The 11,402-nt window shown below is 71.0% G+C and carries 10 protein-coding genes; 3 read left to right on the top strand and 7 right to left on the bottom strand.

Annotated features, from left to right (window positions below; translation table 11 throughout):
* Positions 1 to 52: 52 nt before the first annotated feature.
* The 3 genes from gatB to gatC are packed head-to-tail and all read right to left on the bottom strand — an operon-like array spanning position 53 to position 3,368.
* Positions 53 to 1,558 (bottom strand): Asp-tRNA(Asn)/Glu-tRNA(Gln) amidotransferase subunit GatB, encoded by a 1,506-nt coding sequence (gene gatB, locus KSO97_RS03360; protein WP_232676481.1) that lies wholly within the window; start codon positions 1,556 to 1,558, stop codon positions 53 to 55.
* Positions 1,555 to 3,072 carry an Asp-tRNA(Asn)/Glu-tRNA(Gln) amidotransferase subunit GatA gene (gene gatA / locus KSO97_RS03355; RefSeq protein ID WP_232676480.1) on the bottom strand — a complete coding sequence of 506 codons (1,518 nt, stop codon included), beginning with the start codon at positions 3,070 to 3,072 and terminating at the stop codon, positions 1,555 to 1,557. Before gatA ends, gatB begins: the two co-directional genes overlap by 4 nt.
* Positions 3,069 to 3,368 carry an Asp-tRNA(Asn)/Glu-tRNA(Gln) amidotransferase subunit GatC gene (gene gatC / locus KSO97_RS03350; protein ID WP_232676479.1) on the bottom strand — a complete coding sequence of 100 codons (300 nt, stop codon included), beginning with the start codon at positions 3,366 to 3,368 and terminating at the stop codon, positions 3,069 to 3,071. Before gatC ends, gatA begins: the two co-directional genes overlap by 4 nt.
* A 75-nt stretch (positions 3,369 to 3,443) precedes the next feature.
* Between gatC and KSO97_RS18170 the strand changes: the two genes are divergently transcribed.
* A complete protein-coding gene (locus KSO97_RS18170) occupies positions 3,444 to 4,919 on the top strand; it encodes a DUF563 domain-containing protein (RefSeq protein ID WP_232676478.1) in 1,476 nt (491 codons plus the stop codon).
* A gap of 102 nt (positions 4,920 to 5,021) precedes the next feature.
* On the opposite strand, the gene KSO97_RS03340 is transcribed toward KSO97_RS18170, so the two are convergent.
* Genes KSO97_RS03340 through KSO97_RS18425 form a run of 3 tightly spaced genes read right to left on the bottom strand, consistent with a single transcriptional unit; the run spans position 5,022 to position 7,378 of the window.
* Entirely contained in the window at positions 5,022 to 6,173 is a 1,152-nt protein-coding gene (locus tag KSO97_RS03340; protein ID WP_232676477.1) for an alpha/beta hydrolase family protein, read from the bottom strand.
* Between the two features lie 46 nt (positions 6,174 to 6,219).
* Positions 6,220 to 6,396, bottom strand: coding sequence for a hypothetical protein (locus KSO97_RS17755; RefSeq protein ID WP_269781944.1), 177 nt, complete (start codon positions 6,394 to 6,396; stop codon positions 6,220 to 6,222).
* Positions 6,397 to 6,436: 40 nt separating this feature from the next.
* A complete protein-coding gene (locus tag KSO97_RS18425; protein WP_374198438.1) occupies positions 6,437 to 7,378 on the bottom strand; it encodes a methyltransferase domain-containing protein in 942 nt (313 codons plus the stop codon).
* A 94-nt stretch (positions 7,379 to 7,472) separates the two neighbouring features.
* Between KSO97_RS18425 and KSO97_RS03330 the strand changes: the two genes are divergently transcribed.
* Positions 7,473 to 8,018, top strand: coding sequence for a SigE family RNA polymerase sigma factor (locus KSO97_RS03330; protein ID WP_232676476.1), 546 nt, complete (start codon positions 7,473 to 7,475; stop codon positions 8,016 to 8,018).
* A complete protein-coding gene (locus KSO97_RS03325; RefSeq protein ID WP_232676475.1) occupies positions 8,011 to 9,126 on the top strand; it encodes a hypothetical protein in 1,116 nt (371 codons plus the stop codon). The genes KSO97_RS03330 and KSO97_RS03325 overlap by 8 nt, the downstream gene beginning before the upstream one ends.
* On the opposite strand, the gene ligA is transcribed toward KSO97_RS03325, so the two are convergent.
* Positions 9,114 to 11,312, bottom strand: coding sequence for an NAD-dependent DNA ligase LigA (ligA, locus tag KSO97_RS03320; RefSeq protein WP_232676474.1), 2,199 nt, complete (start codon positions 11,310 to 11,312; stop codon positions 9,114 to 9,116). The genes KSO97_RS03325 and ligA overlap by 13 nt on opposite strands.
* Between the last annotated feature and the right edge of the window lie 90 nt (positions 11,313 to 11,402).

Genomic DNA, 11,402 nt, shown 5'->3' with positions numbered 1-11,402 from the left:
GGCCGGGGGGACGAGGCCCGCCACGAAACCCCGGCACGACGAGCGACCAGCCTCAGGTGAGCTTCTCCAGGATGAGCTCGCGCACACGGCCGGCGTCGGCCTGGCCGCGCATCTCCTTCATCACCGCGCCGATGAGCGCGCCGGCCGCCGCCACCTTGCCGTCGCGGATCTTGTCGGCGACGTCGGGGTTGGCGGCGATTGCGGTGTCGATCGCTGCCGAGAGGGCACCGTCGTCGGAGACCACGGCCAGGCCGCGCTTCTCCACGATCTCGGCTGGCTCGCCCTCGCCGGCGAGCAAGCCGTCGAAGACCTGACGGGCCAGCTTGTCGTTGATGGTGCCGGCCTCGACGAGTGCTTGGACGGCGGCCACCTGGGCCGGGCTGACACCGAGATCGGAGATCTCCACACCGTTGTCGTTGGCACGACGGGCGAGCTCGGAGAGCCACCACTTGCGTGCGGCCTGCGGCGCGGCGCCCGCGACGACCGTCTCCTCGACCAGGCCGACGACCCCGGCGGCGACGGTGTCGCGCATCTCGAGGTCGGTGAAGCCCCAGTCCGCCTGCAGGCGGGCGCGCTTGACGGTCGGGTTCTCCGGCAGTGTTCCGCGCAGCTCCTCCACCCACTCGCGCGAGGGGGCGACGGGCACCAGGTCGGGCTCGGGGAAGTAGCGGTAGTCCTCGGCGTCGGACTTCTCCCGACCCGAGGTGGTGATGCCGGTGTCCTCGTGCCAGTGACGGGTCTCCTGCAGGATCGACCCGCCTGCGGCGAGGATCGCGGCGTGACGCTGCATCTCGAAGCGCACCGCCCGCTCGACGGAGCGGAAGGAGTTGACGTTTTTGGTCTCGCTGCGGGTGCCGAGCGCGTCGCTGCCCTTGGGCGCGAGCGAGAGGTTGACGTCGGCCCGCAGGTTGCCGCGGTCCATCCGGGCCTCGGAGACGCCGAGCGCCACGATCAGCTCGCGCAACTGCTGGACGTAGGCGCGCGCCACCTCGGGCGCCCGCTCTCCTGCGCCGCGGATCGGCTTGGTGACGATCTCGATCAGCGGGATGCCGGCGCGGTTGTAGTCGACGAGGGAGTAGTCGGCGCCGTGGATGCGACCGGTCGCGCCGCCGACGTGCAACGACTTGCCGGTGTCCTCCTCCATGTGCGCCCGCTCGATCTCGACACGGAAGGTCTCATCCCCGTCGTCGCCGGGAAGCGTGACATCCATCCAGCCCTCGAACGCGATCGGCTCGTCGTACTGGGAGGTCTGGAAGTTCTTCGGCATGTCCGGATAGAAGTAGTTCTTCCGGGCGAAGCGGCACCACTCGGCGATCGAGCAGTTGAGCGCCAGACCGATGCGGATCGCGCTCTCGACGGCCTTGCCGTTGACGACCGGCATCGCGCCGGGAAGGCCCAGGCACGTCGGGCACACCAGGGTGTTCGGCTCGGCCCCGAAATCCTGGCCGCAGCCGCAGAACATCTTGGTGTTGGTGTTCAGCTCGACGTGGACCTCCAGCCCCAGGGCGGGGTCGAAGGAGGCCAGCACGTCGTCGAAGGCCATCAGCGTCTCGGTCATCGCGTCTCCTCCAGGGCCGGCGCCTGCGCGAGCAGCGGACCGCCCCACTCCTTCTCCAGTGCGGCCTCGATCGCGGCGCCGACCCGGTAGAGCCGGTCGTCGGCCTTCACCGGAGCCAGCACCTGCAATCCGACGGGCAGGCCATCCTCGGCGGCCAGCCCCGCGGGGACACTGATGCCCGGGACGCCGGCCAGGTTGGCCGGGATGGTGGCCAGGTCGTTGAGGTACATCGCGAGCGGGTCGTCGGCCTTCTCCCCGATCGGGAACGCCGTCGTGGGCGCCGTCGGCGAGACCAGCACGTCGACCTGCTCGAACGCGGCGTCGAAGTCGCGGATGATGAGCGTGCGGATCTTCTGCGCCTGGCCGTAGAACGCGTCGTAGTAGCCGCTGGAGAGCGCGTAGGTGCCCAAGATGATGCGGCGCTTGACCTCCGCGCCGAAGCCGGCGTCGCGGGTGGCCTTCATGACCTCCTCGGCGCTCGGGCTGGCGACGCCGTCGGGCAGCACTCGCATCCCGTACCGCATCGCGTCGAACTTCGCGAGGTTGGAGGAGCACTCCGCCGGCAGGATCAGGTAGTAGGCGGCCATCGCGTGCACGAAGTGGGGGCAGGAGACCTCCACCACCTCCGCGCCGAGGCGCTCGAGCAGCTCGACCGACTCCTGGACGCGGGTCATCACGCCGTCCTGCCAACCGTCGCCGGCCAGTTCGGTGATCACCCCCACCTTCAGGCCCGACAGGTCGCCGCTCGCGCCTTGGCGCGCTGCGTCGACCAGGCCCGCCGGAGCGCCCGGGATCGACGTCGAGTCCAGCGGGTCGTGCCCACCGATCACCTCGTGCAGCAGTGCAGAGTCCAGCACGGTCCGCGTGACCGGACCGACCTGGTCGAGGCTGTTGGCCAACGCCACGAGCCCGTAGCGGCTCACGCTGCCGTAGGTGGGCTTGACCCCGACGGTGCCGGTGACGGCACCGGGCTGACGGATCGAGCCACCGGTGTCGGTGCCGAGTGCCAGCGGCGCCTCGAAGGCGGCGACGGCCGCGGCCGAGCCGCCACCGGAGCCACCGGGGATGCGGTCGAGGTCCCACGGATTGCGAGTCGGGCCGTATGCGCTGTTCTCGGTGGAGGAGCCCATCGCGAACTCGTCCATGTTGGTCTTGCCGAGGATCGGCATGCCGGCGGCGCGCACCTTCGCGACCACCGTCGCGTCGTAGGGCGGGTGCCAGCCCTCGAGCATCTTCGATCCGCACGTGGTGGGCTGCCCGATGGTGGCGAGGACGTCCTTGACGGCGATCGGCACGCCGTCCGGGCCCGACGCGGGCGTGCCGGCCGCCCGGCGGGCGTCGGAGGCGGCCGCCGCTGCGAGCGCGCCCTCGGCGTCGATGTGCAGGAACGCGTGGACGTCGCCGTCGACGGCGGCGATCCGGTCCAGGTGGGCCTGGGTCAGCTCGACGCTGGTGACCTCGCCCGCAGCGAGGGCATCGGCCAACTCGGCCGCGGACTTGTGTACCCAGCTCACTGCTCGTCCCCCAGGATCCGCGGAACCGAGAAACGCTGTTGCTCGACCTCCGGCGCGCCCGAGAGCGCCTGCTCCGGCGTCAGGCCGGGCGTCACGACGTCCTCACGGAAGACGTTGGTCATCGGGATCGGGTGCGAGGTCGCGGGGACGTCGTCCCCGGCCACACCGCTGATCGAGGCGACCGACTCCAAGATGACCGACAGCTGCGGCGCGAGGTGATCGAGATCGGTGTCGTCCAGGTCGATGCGGGCGAGGGTCGCCAGGTGGGCGACCTCTTCGCGGCTGATGGCTGGCATGGCGTTCATCCTAGGGATCGCGCTGCGCGGCGCTGCGAGCGGCAGGGACTGTGGCCCGGCGCGTACGGTGCGTGCGTGTCCAGAGGTTGCGTCGGCGACGAAGGTCGGGTGGCGACCGTCGTCCGAGCGGACGACGTTGCGACGTTCTCATCCACGTCCGCGGGCCACCTCGTGGTCTTCGACGGGAGACTCGGGCCACTGCGCACCGAGCTGATGCTCGCCGGCCCCTTCGACCGGATCGAGGACCATGCCGGCGGGGCGGCGACGGCCAAGCGGCTCCCGGAGCTCCTCCTGGCACTGCGCCGCGGCGGCGTGCTGAGCGTCGTGCTGCCCGGCGCCGGATCCGCCCGCGCACGGGTCGACGTCGCGGTGGCCGAGTGCGTCGAACTCGGCTGGGCCGAGGTCGTAGCCGCGGATCCATCCGTTCCGGCGTCGATGCGCGTCGAGCTCCGTGCACTCACGGGAACGCTCGCGCTGGTGCGGGAGCAGCAGATGGATCGGCTTCTGGCGAGCGTGCCCGAGACGGGCCGCGAGATCCATCGCGTCGCGGGCGAGAGCGATCCGGCCACCACGATCGGCTCGTTCCGGTCCCCCGACCTGGTGCTGCGCGAGCTGGCCGACGTGATCTGCGCCCCGCGGATGCTCTGTGTGCAGGGTGCCCGTGTGCTCTCACCGTCGTTCCGCCGCCCGTTGCAGCAGCGCCCGGTCAACAAGGCACTGGACGTCGTCGCGCCGGGCCGAGCCCGCGATCCTGGCCTGCGCGCGCAGGAGCACCTGCCTGGCGCCTGGTACTACCTCGACAACGCCGTTCCGTCGCACTTCGGTCACGTGGTCACCGAGCAGCTCGCCACCACATGGGCGATCGAGGCCGCCGCGGCTGCCCATCCCGACCTGCGCTTCCTCCTGTACACCCGCACCGGAGAGTTCCCGAGGTGGCATCAGAGGATGCTCGCGGCTGCCGGGGTCGATCTCGACCGGGTGACCGCGCGTGTGGTGACCGAGGGGCCGGTAGCGGTCGAACACCTCCTCGCGGCCACCCCGGGCTACGCCGTCGGGCAGTACGCCCACCCGCTGCTGCGCGAGCTCTACCCGGCCGTCGGCGACCGGCTCGCCCAGAACGCTTCCTCGCCCACGGGGCGACGGATCTTCTGGACCCGCGACAGCCCCAAGCGGGCCTGCCGCAACCGCGCGGAGGTCGAAGCGAGGTTCGCCGCCGCTGGGTTCGACGTCCTTGCACCCGAGTCGCTCGACATCGCCGAGCAGATCGCCGCTGTTCGCAGCGCGGACGTCGTCGCGGGCTTCTCCGGCAGCAACATGTTCCACGTCGCCTTCGCCCCGCAACTGCGGCAGGTCATCGCTCTGGCCTCGACCACCTATCCGGCCGACAACGAGCCGTTCCTCACTCGGCTGCACGGAGTGCCGTTGAGCCTCCTCCGCGGGAGAGCCCTCACGGAACCGAGCTCGGCGTCGGGCATCGATCTGGAGGCCTTCCACTCCGACTACGAGATCGACCTCGCCGACGTCGACTCCGTGCTCGCCGACCTCGACTGACCTTGCTCGCGCCGCATTCGGCGGATAGCAAACGTGTTCCCGCAGGGATCTCAGGGGTGACAGGTCTCCTCCACCTACCGAAACCCGTTTGCTATCCCCGACTCAGCTCGTCAGGGCCGCGATCATCTTCGGGAGGCCCCAGCGCATCGGGGTGTTGAAGTAGGGCCAGTCGTGGACGCCTCCGACGGTGACGCGTGCGGTGTAGGGCACCTTCGCTGCATTCAGGGCGAGCAGGAAGGTGCGGTGCATCGTCCACATGGTCTGTTCGAAGGTGCCGCTGTGCACCTCCGTCTCCCCCTGACCGGCAAAGCCGGTGCCGGAGGCGATGAAGATCTTCATCCCGTGCAGGCGGTCGGCCAGCATCGTGGGGTTGTGGGCATCCCAGTTGGCGGTGTCGAGCACGGGGTCGCCCCACACCTTGCGCAGGTCCGGCGGGGCGAATCCCAACAGCGGACCGAGGTCGTCGCCCAGGGTGTTGAGCCGCATCGAGGTGGTGTCGACCGATCCCGAGATGCTCAACCCGGCCTGGAACATGCCGGGGTTGTGCGCGGCGTAGTTGAAGACGCCCAACGCGCCCATCGAGGCGCCGACGGAACCTCGCCGACCGGTGGTGCGGTAGGTCCGGTCGACCCACGGCACGACGTAGCGGGTGTGGAAGGTCTCCCAGTCGTAGCGACCGTTGGCCCAGTCGCTCATCATCCCCGCGTCGTTGCCCTGGCCACCCGAGGGCATCACGAAGATCGCCTGCCAGGGTCGCGACATCGCGATCAGCTCGGTCTTCCACGCCCACCCCTCGTAGGAGGAGCGCGCGCCGTTCCAGAGGAAGATCACCGGGTAGCGCTTGGTGCGGTTCGCCGGCCGGTGGTACCCGCGAGGCAGGAGAACGCGCACCTTGCTCGACGTCACCTTCACCGACGACGGGACCTTGAGCCGATGGTCCTCGCATCGCACCGGCGGGCAGTCGGTGCGACCGGTCTCCCGCGGCGCCTTGCTCACCGGCGTCGGCGCCTGGTCGAGCGACGGGATCGCCATCAGCCGCAGGTAGCTCGTCAAGGCCGAGACCGGGTCGGCAGCCGGTCGCACCTGCACCGTGGTCGGCGGCGGGCCGTCCTGCGCCGCACGCGCGGCAGCGGCGTCGACCGGACCGAGCGTCGCCATCAGGGTCGCCGCCAGGCCGACCAGCGTCGTCAGCACGAGGGCGGGAAGGGGCCGGGCGAGAGCACGGGCCGGGCGCGTGGAAGGCGTCACAGTCACGCGCAGAGTGTGCCTCACGGCGGCGCATCCGTCCGACAGTTGCCGATCACCGGATCAGCAGCACCGCGACCTCGTAGTGCGCGGTGTGGGGGAACATGTCCAGCACCCGGGCCTGCGACGGCGTCCAGCTCGGCATCGCGGCCAGGTCGCGAGCGAGCGTGACGGCATTGCAGCTGGAGTAGATCAGCGATCGCGCCGAGGACTGCTCGAGGCGAGACGCCAGGTCGCCGATGCCGCGCCGCGGCGGGTTGACGACAACCAGGTCAGCGTCGACGTCGGCGGTGCCGGCGTCGCCGGCCGCGAACGTGGCGTCGAGGCCCGCCCCCGCGGGCGGGCAGGGTGCGCGCCGTACCCNCGAACGTGGCGCCGAGGCCCGCCGCGGGGGCCGAGCGGCGCGCGCTCGCGACCGCGTCGGCGCTGACCTCGACGCCGTGGACTCGCCGTCCAGGAGCCGCGAGATGGAGCGCGAAGCCACCCACACCGCAGTAGAGGTCGAGCACCGACGTCGGCGCGAGCGCGTCGGCCCATGCCGATGCCTGGCCGTACAGCGCGCTCGCCACGGCCGTGTTGGTCTGGAAGAAGCTGAGCGGACCGAGGTGGAGCACGACGCCGGCCACGCGCATCGGCAGGGTCTGCTGCTCGGTCAGGGCGATCTCCTCGGCGCCCTCGAGCACCGCCTTGTGCTCGGGCTGCAGGTTCGCGCTGACGGCGACCACGCGCGGCAGCTGCTCCATCAGGCCCGGCAGGTGCTTGCGCAGCCGCGGAAGGGCCTCGGTCGAGCGCAGCACGAATCGGACGGCGAACTCGCCGTCGGGTGACTCGGTCACGAGCAGGTGCTTGAGCTCGCCACGGCGCGCCCCGACGTCGTACGGCGTCAGCCGGGCGAGGGTGACGAAGCGAGCAAGCATGGGCAGCAACGCATGCATCGCCGGCGAGTACAGGGGGCACGCGCGCAGGTCCACGCCGTCGCCGTCGGGGGCGAGGATGCCGAGCGTCGGCTCCTCGACCGACCCCGCCACCACGAGCTTCGCCTTGTTGCGGAACCCCTGCTCCGCGCTCGTCACCGTCGGCAGCCACTGCAGGTCGGGGTGGGCGGCGAGCAGCTCGCGACAGTGCTGCTCCTTCGCACCCACCTGCGCCGCGTACGGCGTCGGCAGCTCGGTGCACGAGCCGCAGCGACCCGCCTCGAAGTACCCGCACCGCACCGGATCAATCTAGTGCGCCGTCGCGAACCAACCGGATCGCAGGGTCGCGGCGTCTGTCAGGGTGACCGAGTCGTCTCATCCGGGAGAGAGCGCCATGATCCGAGCGTCCCGACCACCCTCCGATGCGGAGTTCGCCTCCCTCGTCGAGGCCGTGTGGCCACGCCTGTACCGCACCGCCTACCTGCTCATCGGTGACGCCGGCGAGGCCGAGGATCTGGTGCAGACCGCCCTGGCGAAGACCTACGCATCCTGGGGGCGCGTGCGCAGCGTCGACGCCGCGCCGGGCTATGCGCACACGACGCTGGTCAACACCGCACGGTCGTGGTTCCGCACCAAGCGCTGGCGCAACGAGCGGCCCACCGAGGCGCTGCCCGAGCCGACGTCGGCGAGCGACGACATCGACCCCAGCCTGCGGCCGACCCTCCTCGCCGCTCTCGCTGCCTTGCCACCGCGACAGCGCGCCGTCGTCGTGCTGCGGTTCTACGAGGACCACTCCGTCGCGGAGACCGCCCACCTCCTCGGCGTCACCGACGGCACCGTCAAGAGCCAGACATCGGCGGCGCTCACCACGCTGCGCGGGCTGCTCGGCGACGACCTCCTCATCGATTCCGACGCGACCACCGGAGCCCACCATGACTGATCGACTCTCCGACCTGATCCACCGCGAGGCGACCGACATCGCGGTGCCACCCGCCTCGACCTCCGTCGTCGCGCTCGGACGGCGGATCCGCCGTCACCGTCGCGTGGCCGTCGCCGGAGGCGTGGTCGGGGTGGTGGCCATGCTGACCGGCGTCGGGCTGGTGGCGTCCCAGCACGACGACACCCGCGCCATCGAGCCGGCTACGCCCGTCGACGTCAGCCGAGCCGTCTTCAGCGTCGGCACCACGGTCTATCTCGACGGCGGTTCGGTCGCCGCGCCGATCGACGACGCCGCGATCAAGTCGCTGAAGTACACCTCCCTCGGCGTCGTGGTGCAGCACGGCGACAACCCGTACCGCTTCGGCGGCGGTGCGCAGCGCTACTCGCTGGTGACCTGGGACGGGCGAGTCCGCGATCTCGGTCTGTCGACGACCGACGTCGAGTACGCCACCGATCCCGGCAAGCCGCTGCTCGCCTACGTCGAGGAGACTCCGCAGGGCCCGGGCCTGGCCGTGGTCGACCTCGCGGACGGCTCCGGCAGCAGCATGAGCCTCGACCTGGACGGCGACCTCCGTTTCCGCGCGATCGCCCTGGACGGCGAGAACGCCTACATCCAGGACGGCGAGGGTGTCGCCGTCGTCGACCTGCCGAGCGCGACCCAGCGCAGCGACATCAGTGCACGGATCAGCGATCTGGTCGGTGACTCCACCGCGATCGCCGGCGATGTGGCCATCGACTACCGCGACGAGTCGCTGGTGGTGCTCGACAGCGGCGAGCGCCTGTTCGAGGTACCCGACCCCAGCGCGGCGCTCCGCCTCTCCCCCGACGGCTCCACTGCTCTCCTGCTCACCGCCGGCGGGCCGACGAGCGCCTACGACGTCGCCTCTGGCACGTCGACGCCGATCACCGACGCCGATGCCACCTTCTGGTGGACCGCCGACGGCGACATCTTCACGGTCACCGACGACGGCACGTTGCGCGCCTGCGACACCGGCAGCGGCGAGTGCGTCAGGGAACGGCTGGACCTCCCGGTGCTGCCCAACTCGGTGCAGTCCGACGCCGACTTCGACGACGTGCTCAACCTGGCAGGTCAGTCCTACGAGTCCTGACCCTCCGCGGCGATTGGCTCCCCATCAGGCTCTTGGTCGTCGACCTGTTCGTCGTCGGCTCGCGGCGGCGGTCCCTCGGCGAGGAGGCGCTCGAAGCCCTCCTCGTCGAGGATCGGGACGCCCAACTGCTCGGCCTTGTCGGCCTTGGAGCCTGCGCTCTCGCCCACGACCACGAAGTCGGTCTTCTTCGACACCGAGCCGGCCGCTTTCCCCCCGCGGGAGAGGATCGCCTCCTTGGCCGAGTCGCGGCTGAACCGCTCCAGCGAGCCGGTCACCACGATGGTCAGCCCCTCGAGGGTGCGCGGGATCGAGTCGTCGCGCTCGTCCTCCATCCGCACGCCGGCGTCCGCCCACTTCTCGACGATCTCGCGGTGCCAGCCGCTCTCGGCGCCGTCGAACCACTCCCGGACGGCGTCGGCGATGGTGGGCCCGACGCCCTCCGCAGCACTGAGCTCCTCGACCGAGGCCTCCATGATCCGCGCCATCGAGCCGAACTCGGTGGCCAAGGCCCGGGCCGCCGTCGGCCCGACGTGTCGGATCGAGAGCGAGACCACCACCCGCCACAGTGGGACGTCCTTGGCGGCGTCGAGATTGGCCAACAGCTTCTCGCCGTTGGCGCTCAGCTCCCGCGCCGGTTCCTGAGGCGGCGCGCCAGCGCCGTCCCGAAGGGCGCCCTTCTTCGGGGCGCGGGTGAAGAGCTCGGTGCGGAGCAGCTTCTCGCGGTCGAGGTCGAACACGTCGCCCTCATTGATGATCGCGCCGGCATCCAGCAGCGCGACCGCGGCCTCGTAGCCCAGGCCCTCGATGTCGAAGGCGTTGCGGCTGGAGACGAAGAAGACCCGCTCGCGCACCTGACCCGGGCACTCCGCGTGATTGGGGCAGCGCAGGTCCTTGTCGCCCTCCTTCTGCTCCGCGAGCCCGGTGCCGCAGGAGGGGCACTCGGTGGGCATGGCCCACTCGGGCAGCCCCTCGGGCCGCAGCGGCAGGACCGGCCCGACGATCTCGGGGATCACGTCACCGGCCTTGCGCAGGATGACCGTGTCGCCGGGGCGGACGTCCTTGCGGCGCACCTCGTGGGCGTTGTGCAGGGTCGCGTTCTCGACCGTCGAGCCCGCGACCCGGGTCGGCTCCATCACCCCGTAGGGCGTCACACGCCCGGTGCGGCCGACGTTGACGCGGATGTCGAGCAGGAGGGTGTTGACCTCCTCCGGCGGGTACTTGAAGGCGATCGCCCAGCGCGGGGCGCGACTGGTCGAGCCGAGACGTCGCTGCAGCGCGACGTCGTCGACCTTGACCACCACACCGTCGATCTCGTGCTCGACGTCGTGCCGGTGCTCGCCGTACCGCTCGATGAACGCCTCGGCTCCGGCCAGGTCGCTCACGACCTCGAAGCGCGTCGACGTGGGCAGCCCCCAGGCCTTCAACGCGTCGTAGGCCTGCGACTGACTCGCCGGCTCGAAGCCCTCGCGGGCGCCCACACCGTGGCAGACCATGCCGAGTGCCCGCGACGCCGTCACCCGTGGGTTCTTCTGCCGCAGGGACCCCGCGGCCGCATTGCGGGGGTTCGCGAAGACCGGCTTGCCGGCCTCGGTCATCTGCTCGTTGAGGCGCTCGAACGCGGCGACAGGCAGGAAGACCTCGCCGCGCACCTCGAGCCGCTGCGGCACCGGGAACTCCGCGGAGACGGTGAGCCGGTGCGGGATGGAGTCGATGGTCTTGACGTTCGGGGTGACGTCCTCCCCCGTGGTGCCGTCGCCGCGGGTCAGCGCGCGGACGAGACGACCGTTCTCATAGAGGAGGTTGATGGCCAGCCCGTCGACCTTGAGCTCGCACAGCAGTGCGGGAGCCTCGATGCCGTCGCGCGCGAGCCGCGCGTGCCAGCTCGCCAGCTCGTCGAGAGAGAACGCGTTGTCCAGGCTCTCCATCCGCTGCAGGTGGTCGACGGGCGTGAAGTCGGTGGAGACCGCGCCCCCCACCTTCTGCGTCGGCGAGTCGGGCGTGCGGAGCTCGGCGAACTCCTCCTCCAACTCCTCCAGACGCCGCATCCGCCGGTCGAAGTCGGCGTCGGAGAGCGTGGGTGCGTCGAGTACGTAGTAGCGCCACCGCGCGTCCTCGATCTCCTCGGCCAGCGCGCGGTGCTCTTCCCGCGCCTCCTCGGGCGCCGGCGCAGGCTCGGACGTGCTCATGAGGCAATCTTGCCCGTAGGCACCGACAACGGCGCTGACCGCCCTCGACACCGTCCGGCGCCACCCATCCGGTGGCCGGACCGACTCCGA

Origin of the sequence: Nocardioides sp. R-C-SC26, from assembly GCF_021246465.1 — a bacterium.
Classification (GTDB): domain Bacteria; phylum Actinomycetota; class Actinomycetes; order Propionibacteriales; family Nocardioidaceae; genus Nocardioides.
The sequence above is the reverse complement of the archived record's forward strand: the minus strand, read 5'-3'. Positions and strand labels throughout refer to the sequence as shown.